General features: G+C 54.3%; 18 protein-coding genes. 3 read left to right on the top strand and 15 right to left on the bottom strand.

What is annotated here, in order from left to right; translation table 11 throughout:
* Window positions 1–43 precede the first annotated feature (43 nt).
* The 5 genes from galU to GXP70_RS08060 form a co-directional block, all read right to left on the bottom strand.
* Complete coding sequence (gene galU / locus GXP70_RS08080) at window positions 44–934, bottom strand: UTP--glucose-1-phosphate uridylyltransferase GalU (protein ID WP_162355978.1); 891 nt, start codon at window positions 932–934, stop codon at window positions 44–46.
* Between the two features lie 239 nt (window positions 935–1173).
* Window positions 1174–1839 (bottom strand): CpsD/CapB family tyrosine-protein kinase, encoded by a 666-nt coding sequence (locus GXP70_RS08075; RefSeq protein WP_162355977.1) that lies wholly within the window; start codon window positions 1837–1839, stop codon window positions 1174–1176.
* Window positions 1820–2578: a YveK family protein gene (locus GXP70_RS08070; RefSeq protein ID WP_162355976.1), complete on the bottom strand. Its 759-nt coding sequence runs from the start codon at window positions 2576–2578 to the stop codon at window positions 1820–1822. Before GXP70_RS08070 ends, GXP70_RS08075 begins: the two co-directional genes overlap by 20 nt.
* A 452-nt stretch (window positions 2579–3030) precedes the next feature.
* The gene (locus GXP70_RS08065; protein ID WP_162355975.1) at window positions 3031–4137 is read right to left on the bottom strand and encodes an acyltransferase family protein; all 1107 of its coding nucleotides are present in this window, start codon (window positions 4135–4137) and stop codon (window positions 3031–3033) included.
* 451 nt (window positions 4138–4588) lie between these two features.
* Window positions 4589–5737, bottom strand: coding sequence for a nucleotidyltransferase domain-containing protein (locus GXP70_RS08060; protein WP_162355974.1), 1149 nt, complete (start codon window positions 5735–5737; stop codon window positions 4589–4591).
* A 298-nt stretch (window positions 5738–6035) separates the two neighbouring features.
* Between GXP70_RS08060 and GXP70_RS08055 the strand changes: the two genes are divergently transcribed.
* Window positions 6036–6404 carry a helix-turn-helix domain-containing protein gene (locus GXP70_RS08055; protein WP_162355973.1) on the top strand — a complete coding sequence of 123 codons (369 nt, stop codon included), beginning with the start codon at window positions 6036–6038 and terminating at the stop codon, window positions 6402–6404.
* A gap of 599 nt (window positions 6405–7003) precedes the next feature.
* Here GXP70_RS08055 and gltB read toward each other — a convergent pair.
* Entirely contained in the window at window positions 7004–11608 is a 4605-nt protein-coding gene (gene gltB, locus GXP70_RS08050) for a glutamate synthase large subunit (protein WP_162355972.1), read from the bottom strand.
* 494 nt (window positions 11609–12102) lie between these two features.
* On the opposite strand from gltB, the gene GXP70_RS08045 reads away from it, so the two are divergent.
* Window positions 12103–13542, top strand: coding sequence for an SGNH/GDSL hydrolase family protein (locus GXP70_RS08045; protein WP_162355971.1), 1440 nt, complete (start codon window positions 12103–12105; stop codon window positions 13540–13542).
* Window positions 13543–13775: 233 nt separating this feature from the next.
* Here GXP70_RS08045 and GXP70_RS08040 read toward each other — a convergent pair whose 3' ends face one another.
* The 4 genes from GXP70_RS08040 to kapB all read right to left on the bottom strand — a co-directional run bounded on the left by GXP70_RS08040 (window position 13776) and on the right by kapB (window position 17204).
* Window positions 13776–15794, bottom strand: coding sequence for a YhgE/Pip family protein (locus GXP70_RS08040; protein WP_162355970.1), 2019 nt, complete (start codon window positions 15792–15794; stop codon window positions 13776–13778).
* Window positions 15795–15847: 53 nt separating this feature from the next.
* Window positions 15848–16057, bottom strand: a complete 210-nt coding sequence (locus tag GXP70_RS08035; RefSeq protein WP_162355969.1) for a hypothetical protein — start codon at window positions 16055–16057, stop codon at window positions 15848–15850.
* A 61-nt stretch (window positions 16058–16118) separates the two neighbouring features.
* A complete protein-coding gene (locus GXP70_RS08030; protein WP_162355968.1) occupies window positions 16119–16712 on the bottom strand; it encodes a TetR/AcrR family transcriptional regulator in 594 nt (197 codons plus the stop codon).
* A gap of 105 nt (window positions 16713–16817) precedes the next feature.
* Window positions 16818–17204 carry a sporulation phosphorelay system protein KapB gene (gene kapB, locus GXP70_RS08025; protein WP_162355967.1) on the bottom strand — a complete coding sequence of 129 codons (387 nt, stop codon included), beginning with the start codon at window positions 17202–17204 and terminating at the stop codon, window positions 16818–16820.
* Window positions 17205–17380: 176 nt separating this feature from the next.
* Here kapB and GXP70_RS08020 point away from each other — a divergent pair, with 176 nt between their 5' ends.
* Window positions 17381–18496 (top strand): MGDG synthase family glycosyltransferase, encoded by a 1116-nt coding sequence (locus tag GXP70_RS08020; protein ID WP_162355966.1) that lies wholly within the window; start codon window positions 17381–17383, stop codon window positions 18494–18496.
* 263 nt (window positions 18497–18759) lie between these two features.
* Here GXP70_RS08020 and GXP70_RS08015 read toward each other — a convergent pair whose 3' ends face one another.
* From GXP70_RS08015 to GXP70_RS07995, 5 genes are all read right to left on the bottom strand, one after another.
* Window positions 18760–20343 carry a C40 family peptidase gene (locus GXP70_RS08015; RefSeq protein WP_162355965.1) on the bottom strand — a complete coding sequence of 528 codons (1584 nt, stop codon included), beginning with the start codon at window positions 20341–20343 and terminating at the stop codon, window positions 18760–18762.
* Window positions 20344–20666: 323 nt separating this feature from the next.
* The gene (locus GXP70_RS08010) at window positions 20667–20903 is read right to left on the bottom strand and encodes a hypothetical protein (protein ID WP_162355964.1); all 237 of its coding nucleotides are present in this window, start codon (window positions 20901–20903) and stop codon (window positions 20667–20669) included.
* A 255-nt stretch (window positions 20904–21158) separates the two neighbouring features.
* Window positions 21159–21650, bottom strand: a complete 492-nt coding sequence (locus GXP70_RS08005; protein ID WP_162355963.1) for a double zinc ribbon domain-containing protein — start codon at window positions 21648–21650, stop codon at window positions 21159–21161.
* 341 nt (window positions 21651–21991) lie between these two features.
* Complete coding sequence (locus GXP70_RS08000; protein WP_162355962.1) at window positions 21992–23614, bottom strand: ABC-F family ATP-binding cassette domain-containing protein; 1623 nt, start codon at window positions 23612–23614, stop codon at window positions 21992–21994.
* Between the two features lie 73 nt (window positions 23615–23687).
* The gene (locus GXP70_RS07995) at window positions 23688–24614 is read right to left on the bottom strand and encodes an MBL fold metallo-hydrolase (protein ID WP_162355961.1); all 927 of its coding nucleotides are present in this window, start codon (window positions 24612–24614) and stop codon (window positions 23688–23690) included.
* Window positions 24615–25024 lie beyond the last annotated feature (410 nt).

Here is a 25024-nt window from a genome sequence, read left to right as displayed (position 1 = left end):
CTCCCTAACTCTCTTATGAATGAATAGCAGCCTTAATGGATGATCATATTACGAGTTCAAGTTTGATTTCTTTTTCAATAATTTCATTAAGGTACTGCAATAAACCAGCTCGAAGATCCTCTCTCTTCAAAGCAAATTCAATCGTAGTCTTAATAAAGCCCATTTTCTCGCCAACATCATATCTGATGCCGTTGAAATTATAGGCGTATACCGCTTCAAAATTGTTCAATTCCTCTAACGCATCAGTCAATTGGATTTCTCCGCCGGCACCTGGGCTCTGATGCGATAAGACATCAAAGATTTTGGGACTAAGAACATAACGCCCCATAATGGCGTAATTCGAAGGGGCATCTTCTCTTTTTGGTTTTTCGACGAGTTGGCTTACGCTAAATAAATCGCTATGTATTTCTCTGCCATCAACGATCCCGTATCTGGACACTTCATCATCTGAAACTTTTTGTACGCCTATAACGGAGGTTTGATAACGTTCGTATTGCTCAATTAATTGCTTTAAACATGGTTTATCCGCCTGCACGATGTCATCGCCGAGCAAAACCGCAAAAGGCTCATTTCCAATAAACTTTCTTGCACACCATACAGCATGCCCCAGCCCCTTGGCTTCCTTTTGACGAATATAATGAATATCAACCATCTTTGAAGACTTTTGGACCGCATTTAACAATTCAATTTTTCCTTTTTCCAGCAAGTTCTGTTCCAATTCAAAGGAACTATCGAAATGATCTTCAATCGCTCTTTTTCCTTTTCCAGTGACGATAATAATGTCTTCAATCCCTGATTCGATAGCCTCTTCAACGATATATTGGATCGTTGGTTTATCAACGATAGGCAGCATTTCTTTAGGCATGGCTTTCGTTGCCGGCAGAAACCTCGTCCCTAAACCCGCAGCCGGGATAATTGCTTTTCTAACCTTCATCTCCATCTGCCCCTTTTGAACTGCCTCTTATGAAAAATCATTCACTCATGTGGCATATTCATCGATACGAATTCATTAACTCAGCAAAACTAGTGTGGAAAGGCATCAAACCTCACCTCACATCACACCATCGACGACCCGCGTCTAAGGTTCAAAGTTACGAACCCACAGTATAACCGAGTGCCTACAGTGATATAGGTACAGTAGACATTACCTTATGTTCAACTATGAATATGAACTTAGTTTTTTGTTTTTTTCTTTACAGGTGCGTTGACCAATACCGCTCCAAGAAGTCGACATTTGGTTTTGTTGAGTTGGGATATAGCTTTCTGAGCTGCTTCCCGTTTGACTTTGGCATGTTCTATTACCAGAACAGTACCATCGCAAAGCGCTGAAATAACCGATGCTTCGGTCGCGTCTAGAACAGGAGGGGACGTAATCAGTACAATGTCGAACTGACTTTTTACAACGGATAGGAAATCCCGCATTCGTTCCGAAGTAAAATGACCAAATGAGTTAAGTGATACTTGACCTGTCGAAACAAAGGAAATGTTCGATATATGCGTTTCTGAAATGACATCATTCGGCAGATTATGACCATCTAATACGTTGGATAAACCTAACCCATTGGAGCTGAATACTTGATCTAATGACGGTTCATATAAGTCGGCATCAATGACCAAGACACTCTTACCTTCAAGGGCATATACAATGGCTAAATTAGAAATCGTAATTGCTTTGCTTGATTCAGACTGCATGGAAGTCACTAATATGCATTTCGCGGTCTCTTCCGATGAGGAATATTCAATATTCGCCTTTAATAGTCTGTATGATTCCGGAACAGACGACCTAGGATTCAGTTCGGTAATGAGACGATTGCTTTTACTAATTACTGTTGTTGGCAAGTGATTTCTCCCCCATTCCTCTTTGGGTGGTGGATGCGCGTCTATGTCTTAATAAATCTTTCTTACTGCTTTTCGTAATCGCTGCAAGTACGGTTATGTTCAGCATATTTTCGATGTCTTTTTCAGTCTTGATAGAGTCGTTGACATACTCCAACATAAATACTACAAATAGCGACAGAGCCAATGAAGCCAAGAAAGCGACAATGATATTCAATTTTGTGTTAGGGCTAGTCGGAACAGGATGCTTTGCATGCAAAGCTTTACTTAATATAGTCACATTGTCTACTTTCATTAATTTTGGAATTTCATTTTTGAAGGTCTCTATTACGGCATTTACTACGTCAGCGGCCCTTGCTTGAGATGTATCTTGGATTCCGATAGTCATTACTTGGGAGCCCGCTTTTGACGACACACTCATTCTTGAATTGATTCCCGCTGAAGAAAGTCGAAGCTCTGGATGATCTGCAACAACCTGATCTAGAATAATTGGGGTTTTTATGACTTCCTTATAAGTATTAATGAGCTGTATATTAGCGTTTAGTGTATTCAAATCAATTTTTGCATTTCCAGAAACATTATTCGTATTATTAATAATTAACTTTGCACTCGCGTAATAAGTTGGATTAATATAGTATTTACTTAGCAGTCCGCTCACGACACATGCAATTAAAACGAGTGAGATAATAATCCACATTCTCTTTTTAATGACTCTGGAAATATCCTTAAATTCCAATTCCATTTTTACCTCCTGCTTTACTTTTATGAGTTGAATGCAACAGTGCAATAAGTACCTTTTCCCATTACCTATGACACTATTTGTATCAATAACTAAACTTTATGATACAATATGTATCTTGTCAAGCGGAACTTTCTCTCTCTTCCGGATCTCCATTTAGGTACTAAAATAGGGGTACTTGTTACACTCCTACGATAAGTTACAGTATGTATCATTGTCAAGTGATTATTTCTTTAACAGATACAATAAGGATCGGTGGAACGATGGGAAGTCTCTACAAGCGATCGACTATCGGATGAATGTCTAGAAAGGCCTAGAGGCCTCTTCTAGGGCGGACTAGTCGTGAATATTAACGCCCGCTCCTTCGAGTTGAGGTCGTGCTACAATTCGGATATCGACGCCATTCGGACAATAGAAAAGACGCCCCCTCAGTTGAAGCGCCCGTGTCTTCATCGTTAAAATGAACCTTTTACTAATGGTTGTGATTTTGTAGCAGCTTTACTTCGGTTACGTAAGAATTTCAAAGTCGGCCTTTCGACAATTGTATAACACAAGCATCCGGTAACGATTGTTAAAAACACAATCATAATTCCTTGAATAAGACTGAATCGAGAAAAAACGATATTATTCATCTTGTTAAATACTGAAAGGGAAAAGACGTGAATTAAATAGATGGAATATGACGCATCACCTAAGTATGTCAATACTCTCGGTACTTTGAACTTTCGTATTCCCTCAATCAAGACGCAACCTAGAATAAGAAAAGCGGAGAACACTCCCCAGGATAGCACGCGATGAGGCACGTATATTTGTTTAAAACTTATAATCCAAGTTGCAGTAAATCCCAATAAACCGATTACTAAGAAAATTGGGGCGAACATAGCAATCTTTTGCTTAAACTTTCCGCAAAAATAAGCAATCATTGCCCCAAAGATAAATTCCAAGCATAAAGGGTTGAATACGAACCGCAAATAATAATTGAGACTGTCAAGATTAACCCAGTTCCCAATAATGAAAAAGCCAATTATTGCTGCAATCCAAGAAACGATGATCGGAAAAGACCATTTCTTAGGCAAGAGAATTAATAATGAAAACATTGCATAGAAAAATAGTTCATACGTTAATGTCCAAGCTACACCAATAATCGGGTGTACTTCTTGAGGGAATAAGATAATTGACATTAGGATGAATCCTATGCCTCTGCTAGTCTGCTCACTTAATGACGGTGCAATGAAGAGAAGAGGCAAAACAAGCAGAGTAACAATCCAATAAATAGGGAAGATCCGGAGAAACCTTTTGGTTATGAACCCCTTCAGCTTTTGCCGATTGCCTATGTCATTTTGATGAACATGGAAAATAATAAACCCACTTAATACGAAGAATAGATCGACGCCCCATGAACCCAAATTAAAGATACCGCCAAATAGTTCAAAATGGTAATCATCTTCAAATAAGTGCGTCCCATGAGAGAGTGCCACGCTTATGGCTGCAACTCCTCGCAGTACTTGTAGTAGGAATAGTTGTTGGTTAACTCTATTTTTTTCGGCAAGTGACCTCAACACGACTGCAACCCCTCCTATTGATACTATTTGTATCATAAGAAAACATACCCAGATCACGGTGTCATTAGATGTTTTGTGATGCCCCTATATGAGCTGCACGTTTCCCATAAGGTCTTACGTTCAGGCCTTTGATAATGGATTGATATGACGAAGCAGTAGCCATGATGGACATCATGACAATATGGAGGAGAAGCAGTGCATCTGTGACACAGCGCTTCTCGAGGTCTTTTACGTCCAAGAAATTAGGAGTGAAGTGTGAAGATGGTGAGAGAGACCTACAACGTGTTCAATTAGCATTACTATAGCTCAAATGGGGCAATGCGGGGATGAATGCAAGCCGGAGTGCAGCACCACGGCTATTCAAACGCAACCAATATACGCTTATGCTAGATTACAGAATGAAAAAACATAATCGACTCGGGAACGATATCGCGTATCGGCAATTCCTGAATTAATGCTCTTTAGTTACTCTTTGTCTTTTGTATGATCTCCATACATATAATACTGGGCGTAATGGAATATATAAAAACTTTAGCATTCTTGGCAATGGCAATGTATTAATATCCCAAGGTTTAGGATGAAAATAATCTAGAACATACGCTATTTTTCCAGTAAAATTCAAAATCCATAATGTATACCGTCGAACATTTTTACCTTGTATCAAGCCTGCTGACATTTGAGCTAGTATATAAGCCTTTTTATTCGGCTTAAATAAGGCTATCTTCTCACTTACAGGTCTATTAAACATCCAAAACAGTAAAAGTAATACTTGTGCGCCTAGATAGGGCATCTTATATTCATTCATGATTTGGATAATTTTGTCCCAATTCAAATCCTTCTTAACAAGTCGATCCATATCATAAAGCCAACGTAGTCGAAACCACCCATGCCGAGTTCCATGAGTGACTAAGCTGAAAAATAAATCCTCAGGGCTCAGCACATTAATGGATGTACCTTTAAACTGGATTTTATCTCTACGTTCCCACATTTGATCAAATGACGGTTCACCCCATACGCTCCAGTTTAGTCTCCAATGAATTTCAAGCTGTATTCTCTTTTGGGGGTGCATAAAAGTTAAATGATGCTCTTTCAAACGAGTGAAGGCACTAGAGCCTGTTTCATCCTGTTGCACGTAGCCGGCCTGTTCAAGAGCAGCTCTTACATTGTCAATATCCGTATGTGAAATAATAATATCTAAGTCCTTAGATGTCCGTAAAGAAATATCACCATATAATAATTCCGCTAATACAGGACCTTTTAATACAAGCCACCTAATACGATTTACTCGGAACATGTTGCTAATTAAGATTAATTCACCGCTTAAAGAGAGCATTTGAAATAAATTCCTAGTATATAGATCATGCAATTTACTTCTTACACGCTCAGGAACTAAATCGCTTTCAATACTTTTCAAATATTCATAAATCACCGGATACACTCTATGATGCTGCGCTAATTCAATGAAATAATTCCAATCTATATTACTAGCATTCTTCAAGGATCGAAGTGCCTGGTTAGAATCGCTTTCAGATCTCAAAATCAATAACAGCAGCTTTAATTCATTTGGCATTGAATTCAAATCGAATTCATAATTAACCATCTACATACGCTCCTCTTGTTTAACGACTCCCAGTTATCACAGATATTATGATACAGTTCGTATCTTGTCAAGCTTTATACATTCGTCAGTATGATTGATACAGGTGATATGAATAAATTCTATTTTTTTGTGAATAATAGCAATATCACGTTACAAAACGTAACATTTCATTGACAACGAGATGGTTACTTCAGCTATACATTTTTTTTCAAACGAATATTGCGACATTTTGTTTCATCCAATGCATTTGGAAGCATTTCGTTATAATATGGAGTTATAGCTAGTTAGGAGGAGAAATATGAACATTGGGAATATCATTTTTAAACTGAGGGAAGATCGGGGTTGGACTCAGGAACAGACCGCCGGATTGCTTGGCATTTCGCGTGCGGCGCTGTCCCATTACGAGAAAAACCGTCGCGAACCGGACTCGGAGACGTTGTCGAAGTTCGCCGATTTGTTCAACGTGTCCGTCGACTATCTAGTCGGACGAACCGCTATTCCTCATATGAATTTGGATGAGCCCGTTCGAGAATTCGTCGATCAATTGGAGCTCTCCGAAGAAGAAATCCTTCACAAATTCGATTTAACTATAGATGGCGTTAAATTATCGCCAGAGGAAGCGCGTAATTTCATCGCTTTCGTTCGCGCCGCTCGGAACATGAAGTAACCCGTGCGAAGAAGCAATGACGTTATCGGCTTCCGCCTCCTTCCTTCATCTTCGCCGAACCTATGCTTATACATGTTAAAAACCATAGCCGCTCGAAGCCGGCCATGGTTTTTTTTATCATGCTTATGATTATGTATGCGGCAGACTACTTATGATTGCTTACCTTGCAAGGGCGGCAGGTCATCCGGCCAATTCGTACGATCAATGCCAAGCTGCTCCAGAATGTCCAGTACATCCAATTCCACCGTCTGGGAAGCTGTGCTTCCATCATTGCCATGATCGCGCCTCATTGTCATACTCCGGCTCCTACTCCTCCGCATTCCGCTTCTCAATTGAACAAATGACACTTTGAACCTCTCCCTTTATCCTTCTCGTTTCTATTCAGGCATTGACCCGTCTTGTCTGTACTCCCATTATATCCAGTCTTATCCAAAAATGTTGTCGAAGGATGTGACTCACAGCTCACAATTAAGGACTTATTTTGTCGTTTTATATGCATCTGTTAGCGATCCTAATACTTTTCTCACAATTGGACCTATAAAAAAAGCCGGCAGTGATGGAATCACTGCCGGCTTCGGTATCTTGCGTTTCGTATGCGATTAGTTGCCGCCTACGCGGGCGAGCTCTTTCATGTTCGACTCGAAGGCGGCGAGAAGCGCTTCTTCGCCGGCTAGGCCGGATTGCTCCATCCGTTCGATCTGTTCGAGCATCCGCTTGTAATCCTTCGGAATGACTTTAATGAACTTCGTCAAGGACGTCTCCCAATCGGACAGCAGGCGGTCGCCGATCTCGCTGCCCGTGTAGGCCACGTGGCGCTTGATCATGCCGTGCAGCTCTTCTGCGTCGCGCGCGTCTTCAACACGCTCCAGAAGGACCATCTCGATGTTGCAGTGCTTGTAGAAGTCGCCAGCTTCGTCCAGGACGTACGCCACGCCGCCGGACATGCCTGCCGCGAAGTTGCGTCCGGTGCCGCCGAGGATGGCGACGCGTCCGCCCGTCATGTACTCGCAGCCGTGATCGCCTACGCCTTCGACGACGACTTTGGCGCCGGAGTTGCGTACCGCGAAACGCTCGCCCGCGATGCCGCTGACGTACGCTTCGCCGTTCGTTGCGCCGTAGAACGCCGTGTTGCCGATAATGACGTTCTCGTTCGACTTGAAGGTCGACTTCGGCGACGGAGCGACGATGATCTTGCCGCCGGACAGCCCTTTGCCGACATAGTCGTTGGAGTCGCCTTCCAGCGAGAGCGTGATGCCCTTCGGAATGAAGGCGCCGAAGCTCTGGCCGCCCGTGCCGACGAAGTGGAACGAGATCGTATCCTCCGGCAGTCCCGCCGCGCCGTACTTGCGGGTCACTTCGCTGCCCACGATCGTGCCGACGACGCGGTTGATGTTCGTGATCGGCAGCGTCGCGCGCACTTGCTCGCCGGCCTCGATCGCCGGCTGCGCAAGCGTCAGCAGCTGCTGCATGTCGAGCGATTCATCCAATTTATGATCCTGCTGCTGCGTGTTGTAACGGGCGGCATCCTGAGGCAGCTCCATTTGGTGCAGCAGCGGACGCAGATCGATGCCTTTCAGCTTGTAGTGCTCGATCAGATCCTTCGTCTGCAGACGGTCTACGCGGCCGACCATTTCGTTGACGGTGCGGAAACCGAGCGCCGCCATGAATTCGCGGAACTCTTGCGCCACGAACAGCATGTAGTTCGCGACATGAGCCGGGTCGCCCATGAACTTCTGGCGCAGCTCCGGATTCTGCGTCGCCACGCCGACCGGACACGTATCCAGCTGGCAGACGCGCATCATGACGCAGCCCAGCACGACGAGCGGAGCCGTCGAGAAGCCGTATTCTTCCGCGCCGAGCAAGGTCGCGATCGCAAGGTCGCGGCCGTTCATGATTTTGCCGTCCGTCTCCACGACGACGCGGTCGCGCAGGTTGTTCAGCATCAGCGTCTGATGCGTCTCGGCCAGGCCGATCTCCCACGGCATGCCCGCATGGCGGAGCGATGCCAGCGGCGATGCGCCCGTGCCGCCGTCATAGCCGCTGACGAGGATCACGTCCGCGCGGCCCTTGGCAACGCCTGCCGCGATCGTGCCGACGCCGGCTTCGGATACGAGCTTGACGTTGATGCGCGCGCGCGGGTTCGCGTTCTTCAGATCGTGGATCAGCTCGGCCAAGTCCTCGATCGAATAGATATCGTGATGCGGCGGAGGCGAGATCAGACCGACGCCCGGCGTGGAGCCGCGGACTTCCGCTACCCATGGGTAGACTTTACGTCCCGGCAGCTGGCCGCCTTCGCCCGGTTTCGCGCCCTGCGCCATCTTGATTTGAATCTCGTCGGCGTTGACCAGGTAGTTGCTCGTGACGCCGAAGCGGCCCGAAGCGACCTGCTTGATCGCGCTGCGGCGGGAGTCGCCGTTCGCGTCCGGAATGAAGCGCGCCGGATCTTCGCCGCCTTCGCCCGTGTTGGAGCGTCCGCCGATGCGGTTCATCGCGATGGCCAGCGCTTCATGCGCTTCCTTCGAGATGGAGCCGTAGGACATGGCGCCCGTCTTGAAGCGCTTGACGATGGATTCCACGGATTCCACTTCGTCGAGCGGCACGGGTTCCGCCGTATAATCGAAGTCGATCAGCGAGCGAAGCGTCATATGCTTCTTGTCTTCGCCCTGAACGAGCGTCGAGAACTTCTTGTACAGCTTGTAGTCGTTGGCGCGGGAAGCCATCTGCAGCGTATGGATCGTCTGCGGGCTGAACAGATGGTCTTCGCCGTCCTTGCGCCATTGGTATTCGCCGCCGGAATCGAGTTCCTTGTCGCGGCCTTCCTGCTCGGAGAACGCGCGGTGATGATGCTTAAGCGTCTCTTCCGCGATCACGTCGAGGCCGATGCCGCCGATGCGCGTCTCCGTCCAGGTGAAGTACTGGTCCACGACTTCCTGATTCAAGCCGACCGCTTCGAAAATTTGCGCGCCGCGGTATGATTGAATCGTCGAGATGCCCATCTTGGACAGAATCTTCACGACGCCCTTGGTCGCGGCTTTAATGAAGTTCTTGATCGCTTTATCATGCGTGACGCCCCTCAGCATGCCTTGGCTGATCATATCGTCGAGCGTCTCGAACGCGAGGTACGGGTTGACCGCGCTCACGCCGTAGCCGAGCAGCAAGGCAAAATGATGCACCTCGCGCGGCTCGCCGGATTCCAGCAGGATGCTGACTCTTGTCCGCGTGCCTTCGCGAATGAGATGGTGATGCAGGGCCGAGACGGCCAGCAGCGACGGAATCGCCGCATTCTCGAGATCCACGCCGCGGTCGGACAGGATCAGCACGTTATGGCCTTTGCCGATTACGCGGTCGGCCGCTTCGCACATTTGCTTCAGGGCGAAACGCAGGCCTTCCACGCCGTCGGCCGCAACGAACAGCGTCGGGAGCGTGATCGATTTGAAGCCGGGACGGCGCACATGGCGCAGCTTCGCGAAATCTTCGTTCGACAGCACCGGCGTCGCGAGGCGAATCTGGCGCGCGCTCTCCGGCTCCGGATTGAGCAGGTTGCGCTCGGGTCCGAGCGTCGTTCCCGTCGCCGTGATGATCTCTTCGCGAATCGCGTCGATCGGCGGGTTCGTCACTTGCGCGAACATTTGCTTGAAATAGTTGAACAGGCGCTGCGGACGTTCCGACAGAATCGCCAGCGGCGCGTCGTAGCCCATGGATGCGATCGGCTCTACCCCGCTGCCGGCCATCGGCTCGAGCACTTTGCGCAAGTCTTCGAACGTGTAGCCGAAAGCCTGCTGGCGCTGCTGAACCGTCTCGTGGTCCGGTTCCGGCAGTTCCGGCGCGTCCGGCAGCTCGTCGAGGCCGACCAGATGCTCATCCAGCCATTCGCGGTACGGATGCTCCGCCGCGATCTGCGCCTTCACTTCTTCGTCGGAGACAATGCGGCCTTCCCTAGTATCGACAAGCAGCATGCGTCCCGGACGCAAGCGGTCCTTGTAGACGACGTTCTCCGGATCGACGTGCACGGTGCCCGCCTCGGAGCCGAGAATGATGACGTCGTCTTTGGTTACATAATAACGTGCGGGACGAAGGCCGTTCCGGTCGAGGATCGCGCCGATCTGGGTACCGTCGGTGAACGCCATCGCGGCAGGTCCGTCCCACGGCTCCATCAAGCAGCTGTGATATTCGTAGAAAGCTTTCTTCTCGTCGCTCATGCCTTCATGGTTGGCCCATGGTTCAGGCACCATCATCATGGCGGCGTGCGGGAGCGAACGGCCGGACAGGTACAGGAATTCCAGCGTGTTGTCGAACATCGCCGTGTCGGAGCCGTCCGGATTGATAATCGGCTTGATTTTGTCCAAATCGGCGCCGAACAATTCCGATGCGAACAGCGTTTGACGGGCATGCATCCAGTTGACGTTGCCGCGCAGCGTGTTGATCTCGCCGTTGTGAATCAGGTAGCGGTACGGATGCGCGCGTTCCCAGCTCGGGAACGTATTCGTCGAGAACCGGGAGTGAACGAGGGCAATCGCCGTTTCCATCGCTTCGTCGTTCAACTCTGTGTAGAAAGAACGAACCTGCTCGGTCGTCAGCATCCCCTTGTACACGATTTTCTTGCTCGAGAAGCTGGAGAAATAGAAGCTGTCCGCGCCTTCCATGCCGGAATAGCGGATCGCCAGCTCCGCGCGCTTGCGGATCACGTAGATCTTGCGCTCGAACGCCAGCTCATCCTGAAGCGACGCCTCTCTGCCGATGAACACCTGGCGAACGAACGGCTTAACCGTCTTCGCGGAATGGCCGAGCTTCTCGTCGTTCGTCGGAACGGTGCGCCAGCCGATCAGCGTCTGGCCTTCCTCGCGGATGATCGCTTCCAATTCGCGCTCGTGCTTGCTCCGCACGCTCTCGTCCTGCGACAGGAACAGCATGCCTACGGCATAATCGCCGCCGGCCGGCAGCTCGATACCCTGTCCCTTCAGCTCGCGGGCGAAGAACGCATGCGGGATTTGCAGCAGGATACCCGCTCCGTCCCCCGTGTTCGGCTCGCTGCCTTGGCCGCCGCGATGCTCCATGTTCTCGAGCACCGTCAGCGCCTGCTGAATGATCGCGTGCGATTTCAATCCCTTGATATTAGCCACAAAACCCATGCCGCAGGCGTCCTTCTCGTGCTGCGGGTCATACAGGCCCTGCTTCGGCGGCAATCCTAAACGGTTCTCATTCATTCGGATGCAACCCTTCTATAAGAAATTTTGTAATAACCATGTTGTGCCCGACCCGACTTCGGCGTCCGTGCCCTTCCCTCTCGCCAAGCCGCCGTCAGTGGATGCCGGATCATCGACGACCGCCTTCCGGCGATCGGTATGAGGGTTGGATTTTTTTACAGATATCCGACTTCACTTCTTGTTCCGATTGACTTAAAATAGAGGCAGGCATGAAAATCCTTCCGATCGACTTTCAAGACGTTCTTCAAAAAAAGACGCTGGGCGGCGGCTGGTTAAAAATGCCGTTATTATCAGCATCCTTGCGGCTACGGACAGGTCTCGCTGCATTTCTTTATTTCATGATTGTATCATCACCCTATATCGATATCAATTTATTCTTTTGCAAAAAGTGATAAGACTTCTTTAACAAATCGCCTTGCACAGGCGAACATAATTTGCACTTTTTGTATAATTCTTTTCATTTAGGCGCTAATTATCCAAGGAGAGTGGTTCATGTGTTGCGTACGCTAATGAAGTCCAAGAACGGAGCGGCAATATTGACGGCGGCCGCGTTGACGGTCGCTGCGCTAGGTACGGGGGCCGCCTTCGCAGAAGGTGATCCGGCGACGAATGCCGGGAGCCCGGCCGGGCATGCGGCGGCCATGCAGGCGGCAAGCTTGAACGGCGCGCCGTCGCCGGTCGCGGCAACCGCGGCAGTCCGGCAATACGCGGCGGCGCCGGTCGCGCCGAAGGCGGCAGCCGGCGAACCGCTTCACATCGTCGCGATCGGCGATTCGCTGACGGTCGGATACGAGAACGGGATGAACCTGTCCTCCGTAGCCTACGGCTACGCCGACCGGGTGTTCGAGCAGGCATTGTACCACGGGCGCGCCGATATGAAGAACTACGGCATCCTCGCGCTCCGGACGCCGGGACTGAACGGCTTCCTGAAAGCGGCCGTCGAGGGCGCGAGCGTCACGCAGGAACAATTGCAGCCGAATTTGACGAAGGACGGCTTGGATCCTTCGGCTTACAATTATAATGCGGCGGTCGTCGGCAAGTCGGCCGCGCTCGCGGACGATCTGAAGAAAGCCGATCTGGTGACGCTGACGATCGGCGGGAACGATTTCATTCCGATCTTCGACGACATCCGGTCGAAAGGCTTGTCGGACGACGAGCTGCAGACGAAGCTCGACGCGATGCTGACGGACTATATTCCGCAGCTGGAATCGTCGATCCGCGCGGTGCTCAGTCTCAACCCGAAAGCGACGATCGTCTACGCGGACCAGTATCTTCCCGTTCCTGCGCCGACCGCTTTCATCAAGGCGGTTACGCCGTCGCAGTACGATATTCTGACCGGAACCGTGAACAAGCTGAAGGGAATGGACGAGGAGCTGGCCGCCAAGCTGACGAAGGAAGGCTATGATGTCCGAACCGTCGACGTGGCGGCGCCGTTCTTGGGCAAGGAGCTCAGTTATACGTCGATCGCCAAAGGCGACATTCATCCGAATTCGCAAGGCTACGAGCTGATGGGCCGCGCGTTCGCGCAAGGCATCTGGGGCGCCTACCGCGATCCGGCCGCGATGGCCGCCGGCGCTCCGCTGCGCGTCGTCGTGAACGGTACGGACTTGACGGGCGGCAATCCGCCCGTGCTGAAGAACAATACGACGTTCCTGCCGATGCGCGACGTCGCCAATGCGCTGCACGCGACGCTGAGCTGGGACGGCAAGACGCGGACGGCGACCATCGCCTCCGGCGGCAAGAAGGTCGCCTTCACGATCGGCGCGCATACGATGGTCGTGAACGGCCAGACCGTACCGCTCGAGACGCCGGCCTATCTGCAGCAGTCGGGCGGCAATTCGCTGACGTACCTGCCGCTTGCCGCGCTGTCGAAAGGGCTCGGGTACCAGGTGGATTACCGGAAGCCGATCTTGACGGTGTTTATTAATTCGTAATGATCGGGATGGCGCTGCGCTTCGCACGGCGCTTGTTGCCAGACAGAAAAGGCGGAATCCGCCGGACAGCGTATGCTGTTCCGGGGATTCCGCCTTTTTGGCGCGGCTTTGCGGCTGTTGCGGCCGGCCGGGGCGGCGATTCTGCCGACTCACGTCCCAGTCCGGGTTCCTGCCCAGGGTTCGCAAGGAAGAGCTATCCCCTTTGCTACCGGCCGCTTAAGCCTGTTACTTCATTATATTGCCAGTTCCGCCGGTGCGCCTGTCTGGCGCCGTTCCTTGCGGTGGATGACCGTAAAGACGATGAGCGACAAGACCGCGAACAGAATCGCGACGACTGCCAGGAATACGGCGCTGCCGCCGGTCGTCTCCAGCTCGTTGCCGGTCAAGATTTCGCGGAATGAGCGGATGGCGTACGTCATCGGCAGCCACTGCCCGATGTGCTGCAGCCAGGCCGGCACCAGCTCCGGCGGGTACGTGCCCGCGCTGCCGGTCAGCTGCAGGATCAGCAGCATGACGGACACGAACCGTCCCGGCTGATCCAGCAGCGTGACGAGGAACTGAATGATCATCATGAACGCGACGCTCGTCAAGACGGACATGCCGACGAAGGCGCCGAGATGATTGGCGTGCATGCCGATGCCGTACAGCAGGATCGCGTCGGCGATCAACGCCTGCACGACGCCGACGCCGGCGAAGAGCAGCGCCTTGCTGACGAACCAGCTCCAGCCGGAGCGCGGCTTCGTGCCGGTCTCGCGCATCGGCACGACCATGGTCGAGAGCAGCGCGCCGACGAACAGGCCGAGGGACAAGGCATACGGGGCGAAGCCCGTGCCGTAGTTCGGCACGTTCGTCAGCTTGCGCTCCTCGACATGGACGGGATTCGCGAACATGTCGTACAGGGCGTCGGTTCCGGTGACGCCCGCCGTCTTGCCTGCGGCGTCGCCGAGCTTGCCCGACAGCTCGGCCGAGCCGCCGGCGAGCTGCGACGCGCCGCTCGCCAGCGCGGCGGAGCCGCTGGCCAGCTTGCCGGCACCGCCCGCAAGCTGCGCCGCCCCGCGGCCCGCGGCGGCCGCGCCGTCCGCCAGCTTCGCGGCGCCCGCCGCGGCGTCCTTGGCGCCGGCGGCCAGACCGGCGCCGCTCTTCGCTGCGTCTGCGAGCTTCGCGTGCAGCGCATCGAGCCCTTGCAGCAGGTCGCGCTGCCCCTGCTGCAGCTGCGTGCCGCCGGCGGCCAGCTTCGCGCTGCCGCCGGAAAGCTCGGCTGCGCCCGCGGCTACCGCGCGGGCGGCGCCGACAAGCCCTTGCAGCGCGCTGTCCTGCGCTGCGTCCGGCTGCGCGGCGGCGTACGCGTCCAGCGCCGCCGACAGCTTCGCGGCCGCGCCGGCGAGATCGGCGCTGCCCTGCTGCGCCGATGCCAGCCCTTCGCCCAGCTTCGCGCCGGCCGAAGCGGCCGAGGCCGCCCCGTCGCCGAGCCGTTCGCCGGCGGCGGCGAACTGCCCGAGCCCGGCGGCCAGCTTCGCCGCGCCGTCGCTGACGGCGGCCGTGCCGGCCTTCAGCTTGCCGGCGCCGCTATCCAGCGCCTCCACCCCGCCGGCAAGCTGCTCCGTGCTGCTTGCCAGCTTCGCGACGTTGTCGCGGAGCTGCGCGGCGCCCTGCTCCGCGTCCTTCGCGCCGGCGGCGAGCTTGCCAGCCCCGTCGCTCGCTTGCGCGAAACCGTCGGCCGCTTCGCCGATGCTGCCGAATACCGCCTCCGCGTAGGCTTTGGTCACCTGCTGCGAAATCTCGGTTTGCAGCTTCTCGATGGCGGAAGCGCCGATCTTCGCCGCCAGGAAGTTCTCGCTGTCGTTCGTTACGTAACGCAGCGCCGCCGGATGCGGCTCCTTATCCAGCAGCGTCGTCGCTTGCTGCGAGAACTCGGCCGGAATTTCGATGGCGTAGTAATAATCGCCGTTCTTGAGCCCCTGCTCGGCCTGCTTCGCATCGACGAACGCCCATTTGAACGTCGGGTTCGCCTTCAGCTCCTGGACCAGGTCGGCCCCGACCGTCAGCGGCTTCCCTTGGAAATCCGCGCCGGCGTCCGCGTTGACGACCGCCACGGGCAGCCGGTCCAGCTTGCCGTACGGATCCCAGAACGCGCCGACCAGCATGCCGCTGTACATAATCGGGATGAACAAAATCCCGATGATCGGGATCAATAATTTCGGATTGCGGACAATCCGGCCGAGCTCCTTGCCGAATAAAGTAAAACCTTGCATGCGTCTTGCACCTCCAATAATCTGTCGAACAATTGACCATATCGTACTTTTGGTCAATCATGAGCAAAAAAAGAGGCAGCAGCCTGCCGCTCATTTCTTGCCTTTCTTGCCTTGTCTTTTCTTGCTTTTCTTGCTTTTCTTGCTTTTCTTGCTTTTCTTGCTTTTCTTGCTTTTCTTGCCTTGCTTTTCTTTCTTGCTTTTCTTGCCTTGCTTTTCTTTCTTGCTTTTCTTGCCTTGCTTTTCTTTCTTGCCTCTCCTTGCATGTCTTTCCTAGCTCGCCTTGTCTTTTCTTGCTTGCCCTGCTTCCCTTACCCTGCCCTTGCCCTATCGCCGCGCCATGCCGTCCCGCAGGAGAGCGGTGAAATATTCGGCCGTTTCTTCCCTAGACAATGGCATCTGCTGCTTGCTGCTCCACTCCAAGCTTAACGCGATGTAGAGCTTCAGCATGATGAATGCCGTCAGCCGGGGATCGGCGCTGCGAAGCTCGCCCTTGTCGATCGCCAGGGCGACCTCCTTCTCCAGCAGCGCGACGATCGCCTGCTCCAGCTTGTCGATGCCGTCCTTCGCCATCGGCGTGCCGAAGTCTCGCACTTCTTGCACCAGCTTCACGATCAGCTCATGCTTCTCGCGGAAGAGCAGCAGCTCGTGCAGCGCCGCCGACAAGTTATCGAAGAAGGGCCTGTCGCGGTCGATCGTCTGCTCCGCGATGCCGCGCAGCTCCTGGGCCAGCTGGCCGATGATTTCTCTGAACAGCTCTTCCTTCGTCGCGAAGAACGTATAGATGGTTCCTTTGCCGACTGAAGCGATCTTGGACACCAGCTCCATCGTCGTCGCTTTATAGCCGAACATGGCAAACGACTTGCCCGCCGCTTCCACGATCTGCGCCCTGCGGTCGATCGGCTTCTTCGTGCCCGCCATCGCTGCAGCCTCCTTTGTTTGTCATCTGTGATCAGTTTAACATCGACTGACCGTAATTACAATACGGTCATTTAGTCAAAATCGGAATAGCGGCCGGAATCCCGCTTAATATTCCTTCTCCAGCGTCCGCAGCGCATCCAGACCGCGCTCCGCCCACCGCTTAAGCCGGTCGAGCCCCTCGATTTCCGCGGCGAGCGCGCGGGCGCGCGATTCCTTGTAGTCCGGCACTTCGCCGTGGAACGGTTCGATTTCGCCGAGCAGCACGTTCGTCTTCTCAGTATAGCTGAGCGCCCGGCGCTCATGGAACATCGGCACGTCCGGGTTATACGGATTGTGCAGGTCGCCCTGTTCGGGATGCTTCAACACGGCCAGCACCTTCACCAGCGCGCGCGGCCCATTGATTTCCATCACTTCGCCTGCATAACGCCCTGTTTTATTCGCGAACGCTACTATCGTGCCCGGTTCGGGGGCTTTTCTTTGCCGATCTTGCATATTCATCGCTCCTTTAATGGCCATTATCGCTCTCATTGCCTGAGTTTTAGGATAAATTAACCGTGCAATCATACGCAAGACATAATTCCAATCTTGTGCTCGCCGTCTGCCCGTCGTAATATGAGAAGAGAGAAATTACGGCTGTACTGAGAAGGTAAGAGAAGCAGGTGAGATTATTGCATAAAAAACGAGTACTGCTGCTTTCCGAAGGATTCGGATCCGGGCATACCCAAGCCGCTTACGCGCTTGCCGTCGGACTGCGTTCGCTCGACGCTTCCGTCCAAACCCGCGTGATCGAGCTGGGTAATTTTTTGAACCCGGTGCTCGGTCCGCTTATCGTGTCCGCATATCGCAGAACCGTTACGAAACAGCCGAAACTGCTCGGAAGATTGTATCGCAGACAATATAAGAAATCATTGAACCGATTTACGCAGCTTGCGCTTCATCGCTTATTCTATACGCATACCTCGCAGGTCATTTCGCAGCTGAAGCCCGATTTGATCGTCTGCACGCATCCCGTTCCGAACGCCGTCGTTTCCCGGTTGAAGCGGCTCGGCCTGCAGACGCCGCTCTACACGCTCATTACGGACTACGATGCGCACGGTACCTGGACAAGCTCGGAGGTTAACAAATACTTAGTGTCCACGAACGAAGTGAAAAATAAACTGAGGGAACGCGGCATCTCCGCGAACCGCATTCAGGTGACCGGCATCCCCGTTCATCCGAATTTCTGGCAGACGCACGACAAGTCGGAGCTGCAGGCGCAGTTCGATTTGAAACCGATGCCAACGGTGCTCATCATGGGCGGCGGCTGGGGCATTATGTACAGCGACGATCTGCTCAGCTACATGACCCGTTGGCGCGACCGCGTACAGCTCATTTATTGCGTCGGCAACAACGAGAAGGTCCGCGAGCGAATGCTGGCGGATCCCGATTTTCAGCATCCCAATATTAAGGTGCTCGGCTTCACGAAGGAAATCAACAAGCTGATGGACGTCTCCGACCTGCTGATCACGAAGCCGGGCGGCATGACATGCACCGAGGGGCTCAGCAAAGGCATTCCGATGCTGTTCTACGAGCCGATCCCCGGCCAGGAAGAGGTCAATTGCGAGTACTTCGTCGCCAGCGGGTTCGGCGAAATGCTGGAATCGCGAGAGACGATCGACCGCTGGTTCGAAATCATCCAGGAGCCGTACTCGTCCGTGAAGTTCCGCAACGACCTCCTGCACAAGCGCAATCAGCAATACAATCCGATGGAATGCTCCCGCGTCGTCCTGCAGCTTATGCAGTGACGGCTTTTTTTTTGCCGTCCGGAGTTCCTATGGCGATGGGCGTGCCGCTTGGCCGCTTCTTCCTCCACTTATGCGAAGAAGCCGCCCCGTTCGATCGGGACGGCCTCGTTCGGAACAGCTCAGAACAGCCGTATGCGCGATAGCGGAAGCTGTCCGTTCTTCGTATAGCCTATGCGCGTAATCGGCGGCAGCAGGAACCGAACGCAGAACAACGCGATCGCCGGAGCAATCGCGTTGTTCTCTATGACTAGCTTCTGTGCCGCTTACAGCACGCTGCCGCCGAACAGGAAGCGGTATTCCCAGTGCGTGTCCGCGATAACGCTCGTGCGGACGCCGCCGGATGCCGTGGAGTACGTGTGGAGAATTTGCCCGTCGCCCAGGTAGATGCCGACATGCGTAATCGTCTCCTCCGCTTTGTTCACGTTCTTGTACGCCGATGCGCTCGACCCCTTGGAGTCCATGAAGAACATCAGGTCGCCGCGCTTCAGTTGATGCCAATCCGTCTTCACGCTGCCCAGATTGCGCACGTAATCCCCTTGCTTGCGCGAATCTGCCGGCAGGGTCAGATTGGCGCCTTCGCGGAAGGCGGTGCGTACGAAATCCGAACAGTCGAACGTCGTCGTCGTGCTGCGGTCGGAGCCGTATTCGTACGGCGTGCCCCAATATTTCATGCCTGCGGCGATGACGCTTTCGACGAGCGCCGCATGATTATCGGCGCTGCCGGAGCTTGTACCGCCGGAATTATTCGATCCGGGCGAGCCGTTGGAACCATTCCCGCCGGCCTGCGGAATGCTGCCGGTCACGGTAATGTACTTCTCGTCCGAGCTGACGTAGCCTTTCGTGCCGTCGGCGGCCGTTACGGCATACCAGTTGCTGCTCGGCTGGCCGGTTACGGTGACCTGCTCGCCTTTGGACAGATAGCGGATCCGTTCATTATCCGTGGACGGACCCGTGCGGAACGAGACGGATGCGACGATCGTCGCATTGGCGGACGCGGAGCCGCCGGACGAGCTGCCGTTAGATGCATTGCCGCCGGAGGCACTGCCGCCTGGCTGCGTGACGCTGCCGGTCATGGTAATGTACTTCTCGTCCGAGCTGACGTAGCCTTTCGTGCCGTCGGCGGCCGTTACGGCATACCAATTGCTGCTCGGCTGACCGGTTACGGTGACCTGCTCGCCTTTGGACAGATAGCGGATCCGTTCATTGTCCGTGGACGGACCCGTGCGGAACGAGACGGATGCGACGATCGTCGCATTGGCGGACGCGGAGCCGCCGGATGCATTGCCGCCGGACGAGCTACCGCTCGTCGTATTACCGCCGGATGCATTGCCGCTAGGCTGCGTGACGCTGCCGGTCACGGTAATGTACTTCTCGTCCGAGCTGACATAGCCTTTCGTCCCGTCGGCGGCCGTAACGGCGTACCAGTAGCCGTTCGGCTGGCCGGTTACGGTGACCTGCTCGCCTTTGGCTAAGTACCGGATGCGCGCGCTGTCCGTGGACGGACCCGTGCGGAACGACACCGACGCCGCGATCGTCGCCTTGCCGGCCGTTGGACTGACCGCTTCGACGATCTCGACATATTTGTCATCCGAGGAGATGTAGCCGATCGCGCCGGCGCTGTCTTGTACCTTGTACCAGTATGTATTGACTTTCTCCAGGATGACGACTTGCTCGCCCTGCTTCAAATATTTGTACACGGTCGAAGAGGTGGATGGAAGACTGCGGAAGCTGACGCTGGACTGGATTTGACCTACGGTTGGCGCCGTCGTCGCCGCGGAAGCGGCTGCGGGCAGCAGCAATGAAGCGCTCAATACGACGGACAACAAGATGGCTGTACGTTTGTTCATAAGCTCTCCCTTTCGTGTGATTAGCTCTTGTAGAAGCAAGCGATTGCCTGTCTTGTCTCCATTGTACGGAAGCCTATATCCCGGCCATATCGACCGCTTGTCCCATTTGTCGAATAACACCGTAGTCTATTAGAACCACGAACACTGGCGCTGCCGCACGAAAAAAGACGCCCCGCTCGGGGCGCCCGTACCTGAAACAACCGTATTCGCTGGACATGCATCCTCACAATAACTTCATACAAGGTCCTAATACAGCGTCTTAGGACCCACGAAAGCGCGGCGGCCGCAGCGGCATGTAAATTATTCCAGCCCGCCTCGTTCGCCTACTTGTGCTCCGTTTCCGGGATCATGGCTTCGAACGGTTCCCCGGACTGGCCTTTCTTCATAATATCCATCAGCGTATCGTACCGGTTCGGGGAATCAATGACGGACTGGTATTGCTGCTTGCCGATCGACGAGAAAATCGCAACGCCGCCCGTATGATAATACAAATACAAGGACGACTCATCCTCATTGTACGAGCAGAACGCGATCTGCTTGGACTCCACGGGCACCAGCACTGGAACCGCCTCCCATACGCGAAATTGGCCTCTACACTCTTATGTATATCGTACATTTACCCGTATAAGCACTCGTTCGAATCATTTTCGCGCGGACGGGGCGGCTAATTCTTGGTGCGGATGATGGCGATCCGTTCCGGACGCGAGCTCCCGCATGCCGCATATAGAGAAAAAGCAGCCCCGGCGGAACGCGGCGAGCGCGTGCCCAGGACTGCCTTGTATAACGATGATTGCGATTGAAGGCGTGATTAATAATTAAAACACTTCTTCCACGGCCGAGCCGCTGTTCAAGCCCCCTCCGCAGGTCACGCAGAATTTCGCGTTCAGCTCGTTCTCGGTCTGGCACTGATTGCAAATGACGACGATTTCGCCGATCGTCGTGTGCGGCTTCGGCTCTTCGGCCAGCGATGCGCCGCAGTCCGGGCAGAACCGCGTATCCAGCGTGACGACCCTGCCGCATGTGCAGGTTTTCTCGTTGCGGGTAAGCTTGATCCGCTCTTCCAGCACCTTGATCTCCGTGTGCAGCTCATCCGCCTGGTGGCAGCACTCCATGACTTCTTGCTCCGTGGAGGCGATATCGCCCGCTTGATGCCCGCGGTATACGGCAGCCCCGATCTGGGCGCACAGCCGCTCGATTTCTTTCTCCTTGCCGGATATTTGCGCTTTCAGCTTCGTAATCTCGACGGTCTGCTGCGCTTTCTTGGCCGCATCCGATGCACCCTGCTTGACTTTATCGAAAAAGGACATAATAAATCGACTCCTTTATAAATTCGTCTAGCTTTGTCGCTTTCGCTTATTTTACCACAAATAACGATGCCGGGTCATGCGCGGAAGAACGATATATTTTATGCGTCATGGACAGCCGGAAGAACAGCGGCCGGCGCGGTATGGGCGGCCGCAGCCGGACTCCGGGAGCGGTATTGCGGTTGTCGGCGTATGGATTGCCGATGAGCGGATCGATGGCCTACTGCCCTCCGGCGTGCGGATCGGTGGTATATCGATTGCCGGCATACGGATCGCCGCACGCCAAAAAGCCTTGAGCCGGCCAGAAGGCCGAATCAAGGCTTGGTATGTCTGTCCCGGGCTGCTTACTCAGCCGGATACATGCGTTCGCGGAGCGCTTTGATTTCCGCGCTTTCGAGGTATTCGTCGTACGACATCATCCGGTCGATGATGCCGTTCGGCGTGATCTCGATAATCCGGTTCGCGATCGTTTGCACGAACTGATGGTCATGCGATGTGAAGATGAGCGTGCCGTCGAAATCGATCAGCCCGTTGTTGAGCGCCGTGATGGACTCCAGATCCAAGTGGTTGGTCGGTTCGTCCATGAGCAGCACGTTGGAGCCGGAAAGCATCATTTTGGACAGCATGCAGCGCACCTTCTCGCCCCCGGACAGGACGCTCGCCTTCTTCAGCGCTTCGTCGCCGGAGAAGAGCATCCGGCCGAGGAAACCGCGGATGAAGCTCTCGTCTTGATCCTTGGAATATTGGCGCAGCCAGTCGACGAGGTTCAATTCCACGCCGTCGAAGTAGGCCGAGTTGTCTTTCGGGAAATACGCCTGCGTCGTCGTTACGCCCCAGGAGAACGTGCCGGAATCGGCTTCCAGCTCGCCCATGAGCAGCTGCATCAGCACGGTCTTCGGCAGCGTGTTCGGGCCGACGAGGGCGATTTTGTCGCCTTTGTTGACCGCGATCGTCAAATTGTCGATGATCGCCGCGCCGTCGATCGTTTTCGTCAAGCCTTCCGTCAGGAGCAGCTGCTTGCCCGCTTCGCGTTCCGGCTTGAAGTGAATGAACGGATATTTGCGGCTGGACGGACGAATGTCGTCGAGCGTGATTTTGTCCAGCAATTTCTTACGGGACGTCGCTTGCTTGGACTTCGATTTGTTGGCGCTGAAGCGCTGAATGAACGCCTGCAGCTCCTTGATCTTGTCTTCCTTCTTCTTGTTGGCGTCGCGCATGAGCGTCAGCGCCAGCTGGCTGGACTCGTACCAGAAGTCGTAGTTGCCGACGTACATCTGGATTTTGCCGAAATCGATATCAGCGATATGCGTACATACCTGGTTCAAGAAGTGACGGTCATGGGATACGACGATAACGGTGCCTTCGTACCCGCCCAGGAAGTTCTCGAGCCACTCGATCGACTGCATGTCGAGATGGTTGGTAGGCTCGTCGAGGAGCAGGATCTGCGGATTGCCGAAGAGCGCCTGCGCCAGCAGGACGCGGACCTTCTCGTTGCCGGACAGCTCCGACATCTTCTTGTCGTGCAATTCGGGCGGAATGCCGAGGCCGTTCAGCATGCCTGCCGCTTCGGATTCCGCTTCCCAGCCGTTCATGTCCGCGAATTCCGCTTCCAGCTCGCCCGCGCGCATGCCGTCTTCGTCGGTGAACTCGGCTTTGGCGTAGATGGCGTCCTTCTCTTTCATCACGTCATACAGCTTCTTGTGGCCCATGATAACCGTCTCGAGCACGAGGAAATCGTCATACTCGTAATGGTTCTGCTTCAGAACCGCAAGGCGCTCGCCCGGCGTGATATGCACTTCGCCGTGCGTTTGCTCCACTTCGCCGGACAGAATCTTCAGGAACGTCGATTTGCCCGCTCCGTTCGCGCCGATCAAACCGTAGCAATTGCCCGGCGTGAATTTAATATTGACATCTTCAAATAGCGCACGCTTCCCGTATCGAAGCGTGATGCCGCTTGTGCTGATCATAGTCAGGTATCCCGTCCTTCGTCGTTTAAATAATACTCATCATGCCATTATAGCACATTAGCGCCTACCGAGCCTACTGCTTTAGCTTCCAAGTCTCGCCGTGCGGCAATATCCGCACCGTGCCTTCGGCGAGCCGCAGCCGGCGGGTCTCCGCTTCCAGCCGGTCGAGCGCTTCGCGCGGCGTATCGTCCGCCAGCTTGTAGGAACCGTAGTGCATCGGCACGAAGCGCCGCGCGCCGATATCGCGGAACGCCCGCAGCGCCTCTTCCGGCGAGACATGCTGAGGCCCCATGAACCATTCCGGATCGTATGCGCCGATCGGCATCAAGGCGACGTCGATGTCCGGGAAGCGCATGCCGATTTCCTTGAAGCCCTCGAAATAGCCGCTGTCTCCCGCAAAATACACGGTCGGCGCGTCTTTGGCCTCGATCACGAACCCGCCCCAGAGCGACGAATTCGTGTCGATCAGCGTCCTTCTCGTCCAATGCTGCGCCGGCACGAACGTGAACTTCACGCCGTTCGATTCGACCGACTGCCACCAGTCCAGCTCGATGATGGAGGAGAAGCCTTTGCGCCGCAGCTTGTCGGCGAGGCCGACGGGAACGATGAGCATTTTGCTGCCGGTCAGCTGCTTCAGGGACGCGATATTCAAATGATCGTAATGCGAGTGCGAAATCAGGATGACGTCGATCGGCGGCACGTCGCGCGCGGCGAGCCCCGGCGGCACCAGCCTGCGATGAAACGCCAGCTTCTCCGCCCAGATCGGGTCGGTGATGATGTTCAATCCGGCCAATTGAATCATGAACGTGGAATGGCCGACCCAGGTCAACGTCGGCTCCGTCGTATTGCTATGCAAATAACGGACATCCGGTTCCACCACGGGAACCTGGAACGAATAATCCTTCGCTTTCATTTTGCCGCTGCGCCGTTCTCTACGCCATTGTCGGATTTCCCGGAACGTCCGCGGTACCGCGGCAGGGTCTAAATTGGTATAGCGCATTTCTCACATCTCCCATATCGGTGTGCTGGCTTCCTGGTGCGGCCGGGTCAAGGGAATCGGGCACCGGATCGCTCTTTGCTCCTTCAAAGATACCAAGCTTAATTCCATTAATCAAACGGCGGGGGCAGCCATAAGCCGGCGGAATACGCATGACTGACGAATCATTCGGGGCGGGAGAAGGCGGCAAAGGGATTATGCGGGAAAAAGCGGGTTCGGGTGCGCCGCGAGGGCGGAGTGCCGGGAACTAGGGGTCTCGTAAGTGCTGCGGTCGCGTGACTGCTCCGTGTGGCGAGACACCGTCGAGAGCGAGACATCGCCGAGAGCGAGACATCGCCGAGAGCGAGACACTCCCGAGAGCGAGACACCGCCGAGAGCGAGACTCCACCGAGAGCGAGATACCACCGAGAGCG

It is taken from the genome of Paenibacillus lycopersici (genome assembly GCF_010119935.1).
GTDB classification, from domain to species: Bacteria; Bacillota; Bacilli; order Paenibacillales; family Paenibacillaceae; genus Paenibacillus_Z; species Paenibacillus_Z lycopersici.
This window is presented reverse-complemented; position numbering and strand designations above follow the sequence as displayed.